The 17,836-nt window shown below is 61.7% G+C and carries 21 protein-coding genes; 12 read left to right on the top strand and 9 right to left on the bottom strand.

Annotated elements, in window-relative coordinates:
- Window positions 1-44: 44 nt before the first annotated feature.
- The 5 genes from oscA (at window position 45) to D109_RS0117800 (ending at window position 4,161) form a co-directional block, all read left to right on the top strand.
- On the top strand, window positions 45-227 hold the full coding sequence (gene oscA / locus D109_RS0117780; RefSeq protein ID WP_003170956.1) for a sulfur starvation response protein OscA: 183 nt from the start codon (window positions 45-47) through the stop codon (window positions 225-227).
- A 76-nt stretch (window positions 228-303) separates the two neighbouring features.
- Window positions 304-1,314 carry a sulfate ABC transporter substrate-binding protein gene (locus tag D109_RS0117785; RefSeq protein ID WP_003218143.1) on the top strand — a complete coding sequence of 337 codons (1,011 nt, stop codon included), beginning with the start codon at window positions 304-306 and terminating at the stop codon, window positions 1,312-1,314.
- Between the two features lie 158 nt (window positions 1,315-1,472).
- Entirely contained in the window at window positions 1,473-2,291 is an 819-nt protein-coding gene (gene cysT, locus D109_RS0117790; RefSeq protein ID WP_003218141.1) for a sulfate ABC transporter permease subunit CysT, read from the top strand.
- 13 nt (window positions 2,292-2,304) lie between these two features.
- Window positions 2,305-3,177: a sulfate ABC transporter permease subunit CysW gene (gene cysW, locus D109_RS0117795; protein WP_017478064.1), complete on the top strand. Its 873-nt coding sequence runs from the start codon at window positions 2,305-2,307 to the stop codon at window positions 3,175-3,177.
- 3 nt (window positions 3,178-3,180) lie between these two features.
- The gene (locus tag D109_RS0117800; protein WP_017478065.1) at window positions 3,181-4,161 is read left to right on the top strand and encodes a sulfate/molybdate ABC transporter ATP-binding protein; all 981 of its coding nucleotides are present in this window, start codon (window positions 3,181-3,183) and stop codon (window positions 4,159-4,161) included.
- A 126-nt stretch (window positions 4,162-4,287) separates the two neighbouring features.
- Here D109_RS0117800 and D109_RS0117805 read toward each other — a convergent pair whose 3' ends face one another.
- Window positions 4,288-4,812 (bottom strand): DUF962 domain-containing protein, encoded by a 525-nt coding sequence (locus D109_RS0117805; protein ID WP_017478066.1) that lies wholly within the window; start codon window positions 4,810-4,812, stop codon window positions 4,288-4,290.
- A gap of 83 nt (window positions 4,813-4,895) precedes the next feature.
- Between D109_RS0117805 and D109_RS0117810 the strand changes: the two genes are divergently transcribed.
- The gene (locus D109_RS0117810) at window positions 4,896-5,582 is read left to right on the top strand and encodes a Crp/Fnr family transcriptional regulator (RefSeq protein WP_017478067.1); all 687 of its coding nucleotides are present in this window, start codon (window positions 4,896-4,898) and stop codon (window positions 5,580-5,582) included.
- Between the two features lie 38 nt (window positions 5,583-5,620).
- The gene (locus D109_RS0117815; RefSeq protein ID WP_017478068.1) at window positions 5,621-5,986 is read left to right on the top strand and encodes a response regulator; all 366 of its coding nucleotides are present in this window, start codon (window positions 5,621-5,623) and stop codon (window positions 5,984-5,986) included.
- Window positions 5,987-6,131: 145 nt separating this feature from the next.
- On the opposite strand, the gene D109_RS0117820 is transcribed toward D109_RS0117815, so the two are convergent.
- Complete coding sequence (locus D109_RS0117820) at window positions 6,132-7,136, bottom strand: AraC family transcriptional regulator (protein ID WP_017478069.1); 1,005 nt, start codon at window positions 7,134-7,136, stop codon at window positions 6,132-6,134.
- 101 nt (window positions 7,137-7,237) lie between these two features.
- Here D109_RS0117820 and D109_RS0117825 point away from each other — a divergent pair, with 101 nt between their 5' ends.
- Entirely contained in the window at window positions 7,238-8,317 is a 1,080-nt protein-coding gene (locus D109_RS0117825; protein WP_026078045.1) for a fatty acid desaturase, read from the top strand.
- A 39-nt stretch (window positions 8,318-8,356) separates the two neighbouring features.
- Here D109_RS0117825 and D109_RS0117830 read toward each other — a convergent pair whose 3' ends face one another.
- The 7 genes from D109_RS0117830 to D109_RS0117860 all read right to left on the bottom strand — a co-directional run bounded on the left by D109_RS0117830 (window position 8,357) and on the right by D109_RS0117860 (window position 14,530).
- Entirely contained in the window at window positions 8,357-8,668 is a 312-nt protein-coding gene (locus D109_RS0117830; RefSeq protein WP_017478071.1) for a putative quinol monooxygenase, read from the bottom strand.
- A gap of 138 nt (window positions 8,669-8,806) precedes the next feature.
- On the bottom strand, window positions 8,807-9,664 hold the full coding sequence (locus D109_RS0117835) for a glycine betaine ABC transporter substrate-binding protein (RefSeq protein WP_081585357.1): 858 nt from the start codon (window positions 9,662-9,664) through the stop codon (window positions 8,807-8,809).
- Between the two features lie 15 nt (window positions 9,665-9,679).
- Window positions 9,680-10,561 (bottom strand): LysR family transcriptional regulator, encoded by an 882-nt coding sequence (locus tag D109_RS0117840; protein WP_017478073.1) that lies wholly within the window; start codon window positions 10,559-10,561, stop codon window positions 9,680-9,682.
- A gap of 12 nt (window positions 10,562-10,573) precedes the next feature.
- Window positions 10,574-11,746 carry an L-dopachrome tautomerase-related protein gene (locus D109_RS0117845; RefSeq protein WP_017478074.1) on the bottom strand — a complete coding sequence of 391 codons (1,173 nt, stop codon included), beginning with the start codon at window positions 11,744-11,746 and terminating at the stop codon, window positions 10,574-10,576.
- A 129-nt stretch (window positions 11,747-11,875) separates the two neighbouring features.
- Window positions 11,876-12,808, bottom strand: coding sequence for a LysR family transcriptional regulator (locus tag D109_RS0117850; protein ID WP_017478075.1), 933 nt, complete (start codon window positions 12,806-12,808; stop codon window positions 11,876-11,878).
- Between the two features lie 74 nt (window positions 12,809-12,882).
- Entirely contained in the window at window positions 12,883-14,082 is a 1,200-nt protein-coding gene (locus tag D109_RS0117855; protein WP_017478076.1) for a CynX/NimT family MFS transporter, read from the bottom strand.
- Entirely contained in the window at window positions 14,069-14,530 is a 462-nt protein-coding gene (locus D109_RS0117860; RefSeq protein WP_017478077.1) for a nucleoside deaminase, read from the bottom strand. The genes D109_RS0117855 and D109_RS0117860 overlap by 14 nt, the downstream gene beginning before the upstream one ends.
- A 106-nt stretch (window positions 14,531-14,636) precedes the next feature.
- On the opposite strand from D109_RS0117860, the gene D109_RS0117865 reads away from it, so the two are divergent.
- The 4 genes from D109_RS0117865 to D109_RS0117880 all read left to right on the top strand — a co-directional run bounded on the left by D109_RS0117865 (window position 14,637) and on the right by D109_RS0117880 (window position 17,711).
- Window positions 14,637-15,488 (top strand): LysR family transcriptional regulator, encoded by an 852-nt coding sequence (locus D109_RS0117865; protein WP_017478078.1) that lies wholly within the window; start codon window positions 14,637-14,639, stop codon window positions 15,486-15,488.
- A 240-nt stretch (window positions 15,489-15,728) separates the two neighbouring features.
- Entirely contained in the window at window positions 15,729-16,532 is an 804-nt protein-coding gene (locus D109_RS0117870) for an energy transducer TonB (protein ID WP_017478079.1), read from the top strand.
- A gap of 50 nt (window positions 16,533-16,582) precedes the next feature.
- The gene (locus tag D109_RS0117875; protein ID WP_085984637.1) at window positions 16,583-17,308 is read left to right on the top strand and encodes a MotA/TolQ/ExbB proton channel family protein; all 726 of its coding nucleotides are present in this window, start codon (window positions 16,583-16,585) and stop codon (window positions 17,306-17,308) included.
- A 1-nt stretch (window position 17,309) separates the two neighbouring features.
- Window positions 17,310-17,711, top strand: a complete 402-nt coding sequence (locus D109_RS0117880) for a biopolymer transporter ExbD (protein ID WP_017478080.1) — start codon at window positions 17,310-17,312, stop codon at window positions 17,709-17,711.
- The last annotated feature ends 125 nt before the right edge of the window (window positions 17,712-17,836 follow it).

Here is a 17,836-nt window from a genome sequence, read left to right on the forward strand (position 1 = left end):
CAGTGCCGCCACTGCGAGGCACTTCTCATTTCAGGAGCACGACCATGAGCGCATCTCTACGTAGCGTTGACGGCCAGGACGAAGCAGCCATTTTGCGCGAGATCCAGAGCGCCCTGCGCGATCTGCGGTTTGGTGCGGTGGAAATCACCGTGCACAACGCCCAGGTAGTACAGATCGAACGCAAAGAGAAATTCCGTTTGCAGAACCCGGGCAACAAACCGAGCTGAGCAAGATCGGCGATTCGATTGCAAGACCCGCAACTATAAGAAAAAAGCCAACACCCCAGAATTTCAGGAGCCTTCTATGTCGTCGATTCGCCGTTATGCCCTGGCAGCACTGGCCAGTGCCGTGTTTGCCGGTTCCGCTGTTGCCAAGGATTACGAACTGCTTAACGTGTCTTACGACCCGACCCGCGAGCTTTACCAGGACTACAACGCTGAATTCACCAGCTTCTGGAAGCAGTCGCACCCGGGCGACAACGTCAAGATCCAGCAATCCCACGGTGGTTCGGGCAAGCAAGGCCGTGCGGTGATCGATGGCCTGCGTGCCGATGTGGTGACCCTGGCCCTGGCCGGCGACATCGACGAAATCGCAAAACTGGGCAAGACCCTGCCGGAAAACTGGCAAACCCGCCTACCGGACGCCAGCACTCCGTACACCTCGACCATCGTGTTCCTGGTGCGCAAGGGCAACCCTAAAGGCATCAAGGATTGGGGCGACCTGATCAAGAAAGATGTGTCCGTGATCACCCCGAACCCGAAAACTTCCGGCGGCGCCCGCTGGAACTTCCTCGCCGCCTGGGCCTACGGCCTGAAAGCCGGTGGCAGCGAAGCCAAGGCCCAAGAATACGTGAAAGAGCTGTTCAAGCACGTGCCGATCCTCGACACCGGCGCCCGCGGTTCGACCATCACCTTCGTCAACAACGGTCAGGGTGACGTGTTGCTGGCCTGGGAAAACGAAGCCTTCCTGGCCCTGAAAGAAGACGGCGGCGCCGACAAGTTCGACATCGTTGTACCTTCGCTGTCGATCCTCGCCGAGCCGCCAGTGGCCGTGGTCGACAAAAACGCCGAGAAAAAGGGCAACACCGAGATCGCCACCGAGTACCTCAAGCACCTGTACAGCCCGGCTGGCCAGGAGATTGCGGCGAAGAACTTCTACCGCCCACGCGATGAGAAAGTCGCCGCCAAATACGCCCAGCAGTTCCCGAAACTGGACCTGGTGACTATCGACAAAGACTTCGGCGGCTGGAAAACTGCCCAACCGAAATTCTTCAATGACGGTGGCGTGTTCGACCAGATCTACTCGGCCCAGTAGGAGCGAGCTTGCTCGCGAAAAACTTCATGACGCCGCGTGCTTCCTGACTGCCCGCGTTATCGTTGACGGTTTTCGCGGGCAAGCCCGCTCCTACAGGGATCAGGAGCCCGCATTCGTTTGCGGGTTTTGCATGTCCGTTCCGCTAACCAAGGACTCTTATGTCGCGTCGTATCTCCCCCGTCATACCCGGCTTCGGGCTGACGCTGGGCTACACCGTGGTGTACCTCAGCCTGATCGTACTCATCCCCCTGGCGGCGATGTTTGTACACGCCGCTCAACTCACCTGGGATCAATTCTGGAACATCATCTCCGCACCCCGTGTGCTGGCGGCGTTGAAACTGAGCTTCGGCACTGCGTTGTATGCCGCGATCATCAACGGCGTGATCGGTACCCTGCTGGCCTGGGTGCTGGTGCGCTACACCTTCCCCGGGCGCAAGATCATCGATGCGATGATCGACCTGCCGTTCGCCCTGCCCACCGCCGTCGCCGGTATTGCGCTCACCGCGCTGTACACGCCCACCGGCCTGGTAGGCCAGTTCGCTGCCGACCTGGGCTTCAAGATCGCCTACACCCCCTTGGGCATCACCCTCGCGCTGACCTTTGTCACGCTGCCCTTCGTGGTGCGTACCGTGCAGCCGGTGTTGGCCGATATCCCCCGGGAAATCGAAGAGGCGGCCGCCTGCCTTGGCGCCAAGCCCTTGCAAGTGTTCCGCTACATTCTGGTGCCGGCGTTGCTGCCGGCCTGGTTGACCGGCTTTGCCTTGGCGTTTGCACGGGGTGTCGGTGAATACGGTTCGGTGATCTTCATCGCCGGCAACATGCCGATGAAAACCGAGATCCTGCCGTTGCTGATCATGGTCAAGCTCGACCAATACGACTACCACGGCGCCACGTCCATCGGTGTGCTGATGCTGGTGGTTTCCTTTGTCCTGCTGCTGCTGATCAACTTGCTGCAGCGGCGCATCGAACACCCATAAGGAGGCGCGGAACATGTCCCAATCGTCTATTTCCGCCGCGTCCTCGGCCAACGCTGCCCGTCGTGGCAGTGCGGTGTCCCGACGCATCCTGATCAGCCTTGGCTGGCTGGTGTTCTTCCTGTTCTTGCTGCTGCCGCTGTTTATCGTGGTGTCCCAGGGCCTGAAGAATGGCCTGGGGGCGTTCTTCACCGCGATCCTTGAGCCGGACGCGCTGTCGGCGTTGAAACTCACGGTGATCGCCGTGGTGATCTCGGTACCGCTCAACGTGGTGTTTGGCGTCAGCGCCGCCTGGTGCGTGAGCAAGTACTCGTTCCGTGGCAAAAGTATCCTGGTAACCCTGATCGACCTGCCGTTCTCGGTCTCGCCGGTGATCGCCGGCCTGGTCTACGTGTTGATGTTCGGCGCCCAGGGCTTCTTTGGCCCGTGGCTGCAGGACCATGACATCCAGATCGTGTTCGCCTTGCCGGGCATCGTGCTGGCGACGATCTTCGTCACCGTGCCATTCGTGGCCCGTGAGTTGATCCCGCTGATGCAGGAACAAGGTACCCAGGAAGAAGAGGCCGCGCGCCTGCTGGGCGCCAACGGCTGGCAGATGTTCTGGCATGTCACTGTGCCGAACATCAAGTGGGGCCTGATCTACGGCGTGGTGCTGTGTACCGCGCGGGCTATGGGTGAGTTCGGTGCGGTGTCGGTGGTGTCCGGCCACATTCGCGGCGTAACCAACACCTTGCCGCTGCACGTCGAGATCCTCTACAACGAATACAACCACGTCGCCGCGTTTGCCGTCGCGAGTCTGTTGCTGATCCTGGCGCTCTTCATCCTGCTGCTCAAGCAGTGGAGCGAGAACCGTATTAACCGCCTGCGCGCCGGTGCGGCTGAGGAATAAGTCATGTCGATCGAAGTCCGTAATGTCAGCAAGAATTTCAACGCCTTCAAGGCCCTGAACAGCATCAACCTGGACATCCAGAGTGGCGAGCTGGTGGCGTTGCTGGGCCCGTCCGGCTGCGGCAAGACCACCTTGCTGCGGATCATCGCCGGCCTCGAAACCCCGGATGCCGGCAGCATCGTGTTCCACGGTGAAGACGTCTCCGGCCACGACGTGCGTGATCGCAACGTCGGCTTTGTGTTCCAGCACTACGCCCTGTTCCGCCACATGACCGTGTTCGACAACGTCGCGTTCGGCCTGCGGATGAAACCGAAAAACCAGCGCCCGACCGAAAGCCAGATCGCGGTAAAAGTCCACGAGTTGCTGAACATGGTGCAGCTCGATTGGCTGTCGGATCGCTACCCGGAGCAACTGTCCGGCGGCCAGCGCCAGCGTATCGCCCTGGCCCGCGCCCTGGCGGTAGAGCCTAAAGTGCTGCTGCTGGATGAACCGTTCGGCGCCCTGGATGCCAAGGTTCGTAAAGAACTGCGCCGCTGGCTGGCGCGCCTGCACGAAGACATCAACCTGACCTCGGTGTTCGTGACCCACGACCAGGAAGAAGCCATGGAAGTGGCGGACCGCATCGTGGTGATGAACAAGGGCGTGATCGAGCAGATTGGCTCACCGGGCGAAGTCTACGAAAACCCGGCCAGCGATTTTGTTTATCACTTCCTTGGGGATTCGAATCGCCTGCACTTGGGTGAAGACAAACACGTGCTGTTCCGCCCGCATGAAGTGTCGCTGTCGCGCCTTGAGCTGGAGGACCACCACGCGGCTGAAGTGCGTGATATTCGCCCGCTTGGCGCGACCACCCGGGTGACCCTGAAGGTCGAAGGCCAGAGCGAGTTGATCGAGGCAGAAGTGGTGAAAGACCACGACAGCCTGACCGGCCTGGCGCGGGGCGAGACGTTGTTCTTCAAGCCCAAGGTCTGGCAAAAAGCTTAAGAACACTGCAAACCCAATGTGGGAGCGGGCTTGCTCGCGAAAGCGGAGTGTCAGTCACCAGACGTATCGACTGAACCACCGCTTTCGCGAGCAAGCCCGCTCCCACATGTGGATCTCCAGTGTTTGTCAGGCCGTGGCGTTCTTGTGCCGCACGGCCACGGGCCCCGAGCGCTCTTCAATTTGCCGCTTCAGGTCATGCCGCAGTCCCACCAGAAACGCCAGCTCCGCCACCACAAACAACGGCCCCACGATCAACCCGGACACGTCATCGACAAACGCCGGCTTGCGCCCCTCGTAGTAATGCCCCACAAACTGGATCACCCAGCCCACCACGAACATGCCGATGCCGCTGCCCAGCCACACCAGCGTGCTTTGCGCCGCCAGCACATGCCCGGCCCACACCGACAGGCCCATCAGCACCGTCATCAGCACACCGAGTGCCAGCTCCAGGCGCAAATAGAACCACGCCGAGAACAGTGCCAGCAGCACCGCAGGCGACAGCCAGAGACCCGCCACCGTCCATTCCGGGCGTGACAGCAGCACGGCCACCGCCACTACGATCAGCGGGATGCCGATAAAGTGGCTGGCGATATTGCGCGGGTCGCGGTGGTAGGCGGCGTATTGACTGAGATGGTCGACGAGGCTTTTCATTGTTGTTCCTCCTGTAGGATGTTTGATCATGCCCTGTAGGCCCGCGACACACTGTCAACTGGCCGACAATCTTCGGAGTTCGCATGGATGTAGAGAAGTGGCACCCACGGTTGGCCACCGGTCACTGGTACAGCCATCTGCCTGCTGACTTACAGAATAGCTTGCTGGCCAGCGCCCGGTTGCGGCAGCTGACGGCGGGGCAGTACCTGTTCAAGCGCGGCGATCCGCCGTGTGGGTTGTACGCGGTGCTGGAAGGCTCCCTGCGCATCAGCGCGGTGAACGAGCAGGGCAAGGAAGCGGTGTTGAGCCTGGCGGAATTGCCTTACTGGTTCGGCGAGATTTCCCTGTTCGACGGGTTGCCCCGGACCCATGACGCCTGCGCCGCCGGGCCTTGTACGTTGTTGCAGGTACCGCAGCCGGCGTTGCTGCACATCCTTGAACAGACGCCGCGTTACTGGCGCGACATGGCCCTGTTGATGAGCCAGAAGCTGCGCCTGACCTTTATCAATATCGAGCAATTGAGCCTGATGCCGGCGTCGGTGCGGGTGGCGCACCGCTTGTTGATGATCGCCGAGGGCTACGGCGATATCGAGCGGGCCCGACACTTACTGCAACTGCCCCAGGAAGACCTGGCCGCGATGTTGAGCCTGTCGCGCCAGACCACCAACGCGTTGCTCAAGGAGCTGCAAGGCCAGGGCATCGTGCGCCTGGGCTATGGCGAGATCGAAATCCTCGACCCGCAGCGTTTGCGCGAGGCGGCGCAGGCCTGAGGGTGGTAGCCTGCGTTCACGATTAGTCGAGGTGTGTTATGCGCGTCCTGTTGGTGGAACACGAGTCAGAAGCGGCCGAGGCGATGGGCCGCAGTCTTGAAGAGGCCAGTTACACGGTGGAGGTGGCGGCCAATAGCATGGCGGCCCTGCGCTTTGTGGAAAGCACCGAATACGACCTGGTGATCCTGGATGTGATGCTGCCGGGGCTGAATGCCTGGAAGCTGCAGCAGGCGATTCGGTTGAAGGGTGAGACGCCGATGTTGTTTTTGACCACGCCTGACGGGATTGAAGATCGGCTGCGTGGGTTGGAATTGCATGAGGACGACTATTTGCTCAAGCCGTTTGAGGCCCGGGCCTTGGTGGCGCGGGTGAAGAAGGTGCTGCGGCGGGATCGGGGGCGCTGACTACCACTGGCTTTTGTGGTGTTTGATCGACCGCTTTCGCGAGCAAGCCCGCCCCCACATTTGACCGCATTCCAAAGGGTGTACTCGGTCAAATGTGGGAGCGGGCTTGCTCGCGAAGAGGCCCTCACAGCCACCGCAACTCCAGCTACCTCAACCCATCCCGAAACTGCCCCGGCGTGATCCCCGTCCAGCGCTTGAACGCCCGGTTAAAGCTGCTGGTATCGGCAAACCCCAACAAATGACTGATTTCCGCCAGTGAACACTCGGGATCCCGCAAATGCAGGAGCGCGAGATTCTCCCTGCACTCATTCAGCAGCGCATCAAACCGGCAACCCTCGTCCGCCAGGTGCCGCTGCAGGCTGCGCAAACTCAAATGCAACGCCTGGGCGATCCGCTCGGCGCTCGGTTCACCGTCGGGTAACTGCGCTTCGATGGCCGAACGCACCTTGCGCTCCCAGGTCAGCGGCCGCAGTTGCGCCAAGGTGCGCTTGAGCACGGTTTCATTGTGTTCGGCCAACTCCGGGTTGGCATCGTCCAGGTGACTGTCGAAGTCCTGGGCGGCGAATTCCAGGCGGTCTTCCTCGGCGGAGAAAAACACTGGCGCGCGAAACACCGTGTGCCACGGCTTGGGGTCGGCCGGCTCGGGCCGCCGCAGGTACACCGCCAGCGGCGCATATTCGCGCCCCAGTCGATTGCGGCAAGTGCGCACGTAAATCGCGGCAAACGCATCAATCGCCTCAAACGCCGGTGCGGGTGTGCCGGCAGGCTGTTGCAGGCGAAAACAGTAACGTTCGCCCTCCCGGCTAAGCTCCAGGCTCAGGGCGTCGCTGACCACCTGGTGATAGCGCACGATCCGCTCGAACACTTCCCGCAGGCTGCCGCTGGCCACCAGCGCGTAACCCAGCGCATGAAAGGTGGTGGGGCTGACAAACCGCGACACCCGCAAGCCAATCGCCGGGTCGCCACTGGCCTGCACCGCCAGATCCCACAGGCGCGTGGTGGCCGACAACGGGTAGCGCGCGTTGGGGTCGTCCATCTGCTGCGGGTCGAGCCCGGCCTGGGCGCACAGCGCGGCGCTGTCGAGGCCCAGGGCGTCGAGCTGCTTGCGCAGGGCGCGGGTCCAGCTGGCGAGGGAGGTCGGTTCGGTCATGTTGATTGGCGCTTGCGGTCAACAGGTTGGCGTGTGGGGCTAGCGTCCCGCCTGATCGCATAGGGCAGGATGTACGCATCAATAAGACAGAGGATGGAAGCATGGACGGTACTTCTGCAAGTCCCCGGCAGATGAACGCACACCAGCGTTCAGCGCATATTCGTGAAGTGGTGCTGGCCGAGGGGCAGTTATTGCGTCAGCGCCACCCCTGGCTGCTGCATCAGGACGCGTTGGGCGCGGGCATCCTGGCCTTTGCCCTGGTGGGCATGCTGGGTTCGGCGGCGCTGTATATCACCGGGCACATGGCGTGGTGGGTGTGCCTGCTGCTCAATGCGTTCCTGGCGTCGTTGACCCACGAGCTGGAACACGACCTGATCCACAGCATGTACTTTCGCAAGCAGCGCCTGCCCCACAACCTGATGATGGGCCTCGTGTGGCTGGCGCGTCCCAGCACCATCAACCCATGGGTGCGGCGCCATATTCACCTGAATCACCACAAGGTGTCCGGCAGCGAAACCGATATCGAAGAGCGTGCAATCACCAACGGTGAGCCGTGGGGCTTCGCACGCTTGCTGATGGTCGGCGACAACATCATGTCGGCGCTGATCCGGGTGCTGCGGGCACCGACCTGGAAGCACAAGCTGGGCATTCTCAAGCGCACGGCGCTGGTCTACGCACCGCTGGCGCTGCTGCATTGGGGCGCGTGGTATGTGTTCCTCGGCTTTCATGCCGCCAATGGCATCGCCAGCCTGTTGGGCGCGCCGATCGACTGGTCGGCCAACACCCTGGCGGTGATGCACGTCATCGACATCGCCGCCGTGGTGATCATCGGCCCCAACGTGCTGCGCACCTTCTGTCTGCACTTTGTCAGTTCCAACATGCACTACTACGGTGACATCGAGCCGGGCAATGTGATCCAGCAAACCCAAGTGCTCAACCCGTGGTGGCTGTGGCCGTTGCAGGCGTTCTGCTTCAACTTCGGCAGCACCCACGGGATTCATCACTTCGTGGTCAAGGAGCCGTTCTACATCCGCCAGATGACGGTGAAAACGGCGCACAAGGTGATGGCTGAGATGGGCGTGCGCTTCAATGATTTCGGCACGTTTGCGCGGGCGAACCGGTTTGCGCGCCAAGAGGGACGGCTGAGCGAACTCAACCCGGTGGAAACGACAGTGAGCTGAGCAAGCGTCCCGGTCACCCTTGGGGTGACCGGGTGCGGTTTACTGAATGGCCTGGTAGAAGTTCACCTGTGCTTCATCCAGGTACGCGAGGATTTTCGCCGGCAGGCGTTCGGTGGGTTTCGCCGGGCCGAAGGCTTTGTAGAGCGTTTCGAAATGCGCGTGCAGGTCTGCGACGCTTTCCCACTGTTCGTTGAGAAAGAACCGGTTGGGGTTCTCTTCATCCTTATGCCATTGATAGACCACGGCCTTGTCGTGCTGATGGGTGAGTTTCTGTGAAACGGCCGCTACATCACGATAGAACTCGGCCTGTTTGCCGTCTTTGATGGTGCCGCTGAAAACCAGGTAGAGCATGTTGAAATCCTCGGTTTGGGGAGATTGCAGAACATCTGCATCGCCAAACTAGCCTCAGTGAGCAGCCCCTTGTAGCCAGCCCGCCGCGAATTCAGAATTCGTAAAAGGCCTCGGAATCGAACGGCTGTCTTTGCCCGGTCAGGCCAGGGGGGCAAGCCAGGCGCGCAAGGTGTCGGGATGCCTGGCCAGCCAATCGCTCGCGGCGTCATCTGCGGATTGCCCGCCCCGGTTGAGGGCATCATCGAGTTCGGCAACGATGACGTTGGAGAGGCGAATATTGTCCAGCACCTGGATCTCGGCAGCCGTGAACAATACCAAGCGATCCTCGCGGGCCAGCAGCACCGCTCTATCAACACTGCCGAGTAATCCCTTGGGGTCTTTCAGATCGCGAATTCGATAACGGTGGTGCAGGAACTGAGGGTGCCACAGCGGCACGATGCCCCAGCGCCGCTGCTGATACAGCGTCTCGAACGCCTTAATGCACTCGTCCTGGCTGCCCGTGCGGAACTGATATCCGGCGTTGTTCAACCCGTATTCGTCCATGATTTTCAGCGAGAAGCGGGTAATGCCCGCACCCGGGCCGATCCCCTGGATCAGCGGGTTCATCCGGGCCCGGACGTCGGGCTTGAGCAGGTCCTCTATGGACTCCACCTCATGCTTGCCGACGTAGTCCGGCACTCCCCACAAGGCATAAGGCTGATAGTGCAGGCCCAGTTCGCGAGTGGGCGTCACTGCCTCCACCGCTTGCTTGTACGGCCCGTGGCTGAACGGAATCCAGGCGGAGACCAGCATGTCGACCGAGCCTTTGCGCAACTGCTCGAAGTTTTCCTCGTGCAGGGCATAGTGGCGCTCAACGGTCAGGCCCATGCGTTGCAACACCAGCACGACCACCGCAGCGGTAACCCGATGGAAAGACAAGTCTGTGACCCCTAGTCGAACGACCCGTGGGCCGCTCGCGAGATTTGTTTTGCCTGCAGCTTGATAAGTCACCGTCATGATTTTTTCCCTATGCTAAAAATCGCCCTGAAACTCGGCGATCATGAACTCGACGAAAGCCCGAGCCTTGGATGAGATCAACCGCGCGCTGGGGTAGATCGCCCAGATATCCCGGGTTTGCTCCAGGGCACAGGACGGCATGATTTCCACCAATGCGCCGCTTTCCAGTGAGGGCCTGACGTTCCACTGTGAAACAGAGACGATGCCGAGCCCACCCTCTGCGGCAAGCCGTGCGCTTTCGCCGCAATTGACTCTGAGCGAACCACCGATTGCTGTGACTTCGTGTGACGGGGCACCTACGAAACGCCAATGGTCCTCGTCGCCCAGCAGGATGCAGGAATGATCGGCCAGCTCCACAGGTGACGTCGGCTCGCCATGCGCCTGGAGGTAGGCGGGTGCCGCACACAGGATGCGCCGGTCGCAGCCGAGCTTGCGCGCCACCAGGGACGAGTCCTTCAGGGCGGCGATGCGGATTGCCACATCAATCCCGATCTCGGTCAGGTCCTGCATTTGATCGGACAGTATCAAGTCGATCTTCAGCTTCGGGTTGGCGTGCAAGAACCGGGTAATCGCCGGCATCAGGCACATCCGCGCGAAGGACCCGGGGGCGGATACTCTTAACACCCGCTTGGCCACGTCCTTGCCTTTCACCGCGACCCAATAGGCCTCGTCCACGGCTGCCAGCACCCGGATTGCATGGGGCAGAAACAGCGCACCGTCTTCGGTCAGGCTGACCTGGCGGGTGGTGCGATGCAGCAGGCGCATGCCCAGGTATTCTTCAAGCTTCGCCAGTTTGTGGCTGGCCACCGAAGGCGCGAGTCCCAACTCCCTGCCGGCTGCGGTGATATTGCCCAGCTCCGTTGATCGCATGAAAAGGTTCAACGCTTCAATATTCATGCTTCGGCGCCGCTAGTGTGTGGGCGCCGGTGCGGCATCGATCTTCACGCGCAACAGGCTGTAGGGTTTCTGGCGCAAGTCTTTGCCGGCGTGAAAGATGCTTTGGCGGTGCAGCTGATTGGCGATGAAGTACAGGTAGCCATCAGGACCGATTGACAGGGTGTCGGGCCATAGCACACGCGGATCATGGACGATGGTCTGCCATTGCCCGTTCGCCAGCCGTTTGCGCACGCTGTTGTTTTCGTAGTCGCCGGCATAGACGGCCCCCGACGCGTCGGCTTCAAGCCCGTCCGAGGCGCCTTTTTCCCCGAGGTCTTTGACCGCCATTTCGAGCCGTGCTTCGCTGACTGTCTCGTCCCGCAGCAGTGCCGTGGGGATGGAGTACAGGTGCCGGCTCGACAGCGGGCAGAAATACAGGGTCTGCCCATCAGCCGACAGGGCGATGCCATCCGAAGCCACGGCAAAAGGCTGCGTGCCGCCTTTTGCATCCCGTACTTTCAGGGCCTGGCCTTCCACCGTGGGTACGAAGTTCGGGTCGACCGAGGTCGAGGGTGCACCACTGAGTCGGCGTATGGCTGTGCCAGTGGCGATGTCCATGACGATGATCGCGCCCGGGCCGGTAAGTGAAGAGTCGGTGATATAGATCACGCCTTGGTCACCCACGCGAAAATCAAAGCGCATGTCGTTGACGTAGGTGCCGGGCAGCATGACGTTTTTCGGGAATACGAGGGTCTTGACCACCCTGTTGGTGGCGAGGTCAACCGCGACGAGCTTGGCGCCTCGCGGCTGTGGAGATGAGAAGCCAGGGGCTGCGGTGTCCAGTATCCAGAGGTGTCCGCGCCCGTCGGCCACCACGCTTTGTACGCTGATAAATCCTTTGGCCGGGTCTTTGGGGTTGGCCTGATTGATCGCCTGGTCAGGGTAGGGTACGACTTTGCCATCGCGCAGTTCTGCGACGGTAAACGGCACCTCGTCGCCCCAGCGAGGAAAGTTGACAAAGATGCGTCCGGTCTCGGTAACGCTCACGCCGGTGGGCATGGCATCGTGAAACGCGTGCACCTGCTCGACGGCGCCAACGCTCTGATCGGCGGGCAGGTTCGATGGCATGGAAGCCTGCGCGGCGGTGCCGGTGAGGGCCGCAGCCAAGGCAAGGGCAGTCCAACTGATTGGGTATTTCAAGTACATGGCAGGGCTCCAGGTTTTCTGTTCTGGAGCCAATGGTGTCGGTTACCGGCAGGCGAAAAAACCCGCTGATTGCCGATAACAGTTTCATTGAAATCAAGAGAATGGGCTGCCGCGCGCAAGCCTGGTTTTTTAGTTGCGGGCGAGCAAGCGTGCTTCAGCAGAGGGGGTATCCACGGTGATCAGGGTTTCGATCATCGCCTTCGCCGCCGGCGACAAGCGAAACCCGGTACGGCTGATGATCCCGCAACGGTTGTTCAAACTGTCGAGGCTGTGAGGCACGTTACGCCAGTGCAGCACCGTCAGTGCACCACGGGCAAAATCTTCGGCAAACGCATCCTCGGCACCCAGGCCAATCGCATTGGACTGGTGCACGATGGCCGCCAGCGCCGCAAACTGCTCCAGCTCGATAGCGGGAGAAAAGTCGACACGCCCGCTCAGGTTGGCCAGTAGCTTGCGTACACCGGGAGCGATCAGCGGTGTGGCCAGCGGGTAGTCAAACAAGTCGTTGGTGGAGAGGCTGTCCTTGGCCAGTAACGGGTGCCCGGCGCGGCAGAAAAATACATTGCGCCGGGGTGTCAGGGCCTGGGTCTGGAAATTTGGATCGGCCTCGAAGTGGCGCACATCGGCGATGAAGAACTCGATCTCTTCGCGACTCAGACTGCGCCCGAGTTTTTCCCAGTTATCCACATGCAAACCGCTGCGTACTCGTGGATGAGCGCCGACAAACCGTGCGATCGCCCCAGGCACGAGGCTCACCGCCGCCACGGCATCGCAGCCAAAGCGCAATTCGCCGGCGTCGAGCTTGGTCATGCGGGTGACTTCGTGGGTCAGCCGCGCGGCCCCCTGAACCAGCGACAAGGCATGTTGCAACACCATCTGGCCCTCGGGGGTGGGGCGCAGGTCTTTGTGGGCGCGGTCCACCAGCACACAGCCAAACTCCTGCTCCAGGCTTTGGATGCTGCGGCTGAACGCCGGCTGGGTGATGCCCATGGCGTCAGCGGCGCGCACAAAACTGCGGTACTCGTTCAGAGCAATGAAGTAGCGCAGTTGGCGAAGGTCCATGGAGTTTTCCGGCGTCCTGAAGGAAACCGCGATTCTAATCGCCGCACTTATTCCACCAAAGAAGCTTCATTGTTTTATCTAGACTCAAATTGCATATTCATAGAGCCTGTGCGGTAGGTGGCCGGGCTGAACACGCGGGTCACGATCAGCATCGCCACCACCGTCAGCGTCAACACCATCCAGGCGCTGACGAAACTGCCGGTCAATTCCCGCAGCCAGCCGGTCAGCCACGGTGAGACGGCGTTGATCAAAAAGCCCACGCCCTGGACGAACGCGGCCAGTTGGCCGGCTTCCCGAGGGTCGCGGCGGTGATCCAGGGTCAGCAGCAGGCTCAGGGCAAAACATGCTCCCAGGCCAAAGCCGATCAGCGCCACCCACAGGTGTGGGAATTCCAGCGGCGCTGCCAGCAGGCCGATATAGCCCACGGTCTGGGCCAGCAGGCTGATGCTCAACAACGGCCGACGATCAGTGCCACGTTGCGCCAGCGCGGGCATCAACAGCGCGGCGATCACCTGGAAGATCGTCATGAACGCCAGCAGTGAACCGCTGGGCAACACGTCCCAACCCAACTGCTGATAGTAGGCCGGCAACCACGCGACCATGCTCATGTAGCCGCAATTCACCAGGCCGAAATACAGCGCCAGCAACCACGCCCGACGGTTGCGCAGGCCCTGGAACGGCGCCGTCACCTGCGGGTTTTTCGCCGCACCCAATGGCAGCCAGGCCCACAACAACAGTGCGCCCAGGGCCGGCAGCAGCCAGATCCCGAGCCCCGCCTGCCAGTGCTGGAAATGCCCCGCCACCAACGGGCTGAGCAGCGCCGCCAAGCCACCGCCGCCCATCAGCGACGCCGAGTAAACCCCCATCGCCAACGGCACGCGCTGATGGAACTGGCGCTTGATCATCGCCGGCACCAGCGCCTGGATCAGCGCCACGCCAGCGCCGCCGAACAATGCGGTAGCCAGCAGCGCCGGCGCCTGGCCAAACAACCAACGCGCGAGGCAGGCCAGCAGGATCATCATCAAGCCCAGGGCGATCCCGCGACGCTCCCCCAGCTTCGCCTCCAGGCGCACACCCACCAACGCCACCAGGCCCATGCAGATCACCGGCAGGCTGGTGAGCAGGGCGCTGCTCTGGAAACTCAGGCCGGTGGCCAGGCGGATTTCCCCCAGCAACGGGCTGATGGAGCTGAGGATGGGCCGCAGGTTCAGGCCCAGCACCACCAGCAAACCCCAGCCGGCGAGTTTGCCGGCGAACGAATTATTCAGCGTCATGCAGGGCCTGCCATTCACCGTAAAGGGCTTGCATCGCCGCTTGTGGCAGGTGCCGCACGGGCAATTTTTGCTCCGCCAAAGGCAACGCCATTTGTTGGTAGATCGCTGCCGTCGACAGGCCAAATGGCGCCGCCACTTCGTTGCTGGCGGCGAATACCACACGGGACACGCCGCACAGGTACATCGCACTCAGGCACATCGGGCAGGGCTGGCCGCTGGCGTAGATCACGCAGCCTTCCAGGCGCGGGCCGAGCTGTTGGCTGGCGGCGCGGATGGCGAGCATTTCGGCGTGGGCGGTGGGGTCCTGGGTCAGGTGGATTTCATTGACGGCCTCCACCAGTACCTTGCCGTCGCGCACCAGCACGGCAGCAAACGGGCGGCCACCGGCAGCGACGTTGGCCCGGGCCAGTTGCACCGCGTGATGCAGATGCCGTTGATCGTCCGTCATGCAAATCCCCTCGTGCGCAATGAGGCGTGAAGTATGGGCAGCCGCAGGGGTATTCTGAAATTAAATATAACCATGCCAATCAGTGGCAAATGGAATGGTGAGGTCCATGTTCGATCCCGTGTTGTTGCGCAGCTTTGTCGCCGTTGTCGATTGCGGCAATTTCACCCGTGCGGCCGAGCGCCTGCACTTGACCCAGTCCACGGTCAGCCAACAGATCCGCCGCCTGGAAGACGCACTCGGCAGCCAGGTGCTCGACCGTGATCAGCGTCGCGTGGTGGCCACGGTGGAGGGCGAACGCTTGTTGGCTTATGCGCGGCGCATCCTGGCGCTGCACGAAGAGGCGGCCGATGTGCTGATCAACCAGCAGAGCGATGGCGTGTTGCGCCTGGCGGTGCCCGAGGACTTTGCGGCTGAGCGCTTGATGTCCTTGCTGTCGGCGTTTGTGCAGGCTTATCCACGGGTGCGGCTGGAGGTCACCAGCGGCTTGGGGCCGGAGTTGTTGCGGGATTATCGCGGCGGTGAATTCGACGTGCTGCTGGTCAAGCAAATGGGCGACAGCGATGACTGCCTGGCGTCCTGGCCGGAGCCGTTGTGTTGGGTCGACAGCCGCAGTGCGCCCTCCCTGGGGCGTGATCCGCTGCCGCTGGTGGCGTTTCCCGCCGGTGGCTTGTATCGCAATGAAATGCTGCATCACCTGGAGGTGGGCGGCTGGCGCTGGCGCATCGGTTACTCCAGCGCGAGCCTGGCCAGCGTGTGTTCGGCGGTGGCGGCGGGGCTGGGAATCAGCTTGCTGCCGGTGCGGGTCGTGCAGCCCGGGCATGTGGTGTTGGGCCCAGACAGCGGTTTGCCGGCGGTGCAGGGCGTGCGGCTGGCGCTGTATGGCCGCAATGGCCTTGGCGCAGCGGGGCAGGCGTTGCTGCGTCAATTGCTGGATTTGTGTGCCAGTAATCCGCGCTGAGCCATGCCTTCAGTGAATATTTTGTATGCCTCAAAAGCATTGAAATTTTCCCCCTCGACGCCAGGCCGCGCAGGCCGTGGCCTCGGCGTATCCGGATGTTTCGGTTATTCAATTTGGATCTATCTATAACTTTAAAGATTACTTTAAGAGATAAGCGTCTGGCCCCGATGATTCAGCCCTCGACGGCCGCCAAGGCATGCCCGTCGGTTTTTTTGCTTAAGACCGCAGGGGAGTTAATCAATGGGCAATGTCCAGACCGCCGCCAGTGCACAAGAGGCGCAGTGGCGCCACGCACCGGGTGGTGAGTTGGTCGACCTTGGCCGGCCGCACCGCGCGCCGTTGGGGCAGTTGCGTACGCAGAAAACCCCCAAGGGTGTGTTGAGTCGGCGTGAAGCGATCCTGTTGGGGATTCTCGCGTTGGCCTTGCATGGTGCGGTGATCTATTGGGTCAGCCAGAAGCCAACCCCGGTGCTGCCGATTGTGCCGCCGGAAATTCCGCCAATGACGATCGAATTTTCCCAGCCGGCGCCGCCGGTTGTGGAGCCGCCACCGCCCGTGCCGCCACCGCCGCCGGTTGTCGAGCCGCCACCGCCGGTGGTTGATGAATTGGCCGCCAAGCCGGCGCCGAAAAAGATTCCGAAACCCAAGCCGGTACCGAAGCCCGTGCCCAAGCCCGCACCGAAACCGGTCGCCGAGCAGCCGCCCGCGCCGCCTGTACCTGCGCCACCGGCTCCCGCACCTGCACCGCCTGCGCCAGCGCCGGTAACCCCGGCCTCGGCCAACGCCGCGTACCTGAAGAACCCGGCGCCCGAATACCCGTCACTGGCCCAGCGCCGGGGTTGGGAAGGCACGGTGTTGTTGCGGGTGCATGTGTTGGCCACCGGCAAGCCGGGTGAGATCCAGATCCAGAAAAGCAGTGGTCGCCAGCAACTCGACGAAGCCGCACTGGCTGCCGTGAAGCGCTGGAGTTTTGTACCGGCCAAGCAGGGCGATGTGGCTCAGGACGGCTGGGTCAGCGTACCGATCGATTTCAAGATTCATTAATTATTGGATGCGGTGTGTCGGACACATCGCGACCTGCACAGAGGGAAAACATCATGGCATTAGCATCTCCAACTGAATCCATCGAAAGCGCGGTGATCTGGCTGCTGGTGGTCTTTTCGGTCGCCACCTGGGGCCTGGCCCTGCTCAAGGGCGTTCAGTTCGGCCGCCTCAAGTCGCAGGATCGCAAGTTCCACAAACAGTTCTGGGCGGCATCCAGTCTGGACTCGGCCGCTGAACTGGCCGAAACCAAACCCGGCGCGGCCGCTCGTGTGGCCCAGGCCGGTTACGCCGCGATCCAGGTGGGTGAGGCGCCACACGCGGCTGACCTGAGCCAGGCGATCAACCATCAGGACCGCCTCGAACGTGCACTGCGCCAGCAAATCGTGCGTGAGCGTCGCTCCCTGGAAACCGGTCTGGCGGTGGTCGCGAGTATCGGCAGTACGTCACCGTTTATCGGTCTGTTCGGTACCGTTTGGGGGATCATGGAAGCCTTGAAAGGCATCAGCGCCGCCGGTTCCGCCAGCCTCGAAACCGTGGCCGGGCCGATTGGTGCCGCGTTGGTCGCCACGGGTGTGGGTATTGCCGTCGCGGTGCCGGCGGTGCTGGTTTACAACTACTTCCTGCGTCGTCTGAAACTCACGGCTGCTGACCTGGATGACTTCGCCCATGACTTCTACAGCCTGGCGCAGAAGAACTCGTTCCGTGTACTGCTGCACCCGACGTTGAGCAAGGCCGGTGCCCAGGGCGGCGCGCAAAAAGTGAAGGAGGCGTCCTGAGATGGCCTTCTCCACGCAAGACAGTGATGAGGTGCTGAGCGAGATCAACGTCACGCCGCTGGTGGATGTGATGTTGGTGCTGCTGGTGGTGTTTATCGTCACGGCGCCGCTGTTGACCAACGCGATTCCGATCAACCTGCCCAAGACCGAGGCCGTGGCGCCGGTGGAGCAGAAAGATCCGCTGGTGGTGAGTATCGATGCGGCCGGCAAACTGTTTATCAACAAGGATGAAATCCAGCCGGATTTGCTGGAATTCAACCTGCAGTCGGCCAAGGCCAAGGACCCGGAGGTGCGGGTGCAACTGCAGGCTGACGATGGAGTTAATTATGGCGAAGTGGCGCGAGCCATGGCGTCTATCGAGCGCGCGGGGATTACCAAGCTGTCGGTGATTACTGCACGTTAGTTTCAAATGCCTCGACAATTTTTTTGGCCGTTTCCTTGGCAGGGTGCGGCCTTTTTTTTGGCTTTGGGGGGAGTACATATCCGTTATTTAGGTAACGGCTACTTAGGGTTCCGCTCTTACAGCGG

The sequence above is a fragment of the Pseudomonas sp. PAMC 26793 genome (genome assembly GCF_000313235.1).
In the GTDB taxonomy this organism is placed as follows: Bacteria; Pseudomonadota; Gammaproteobacteria; order Pseudomonadales; family Pseudomonadaceae; genus Aquipseudomonas; species Aquipseudomonas yamanorum.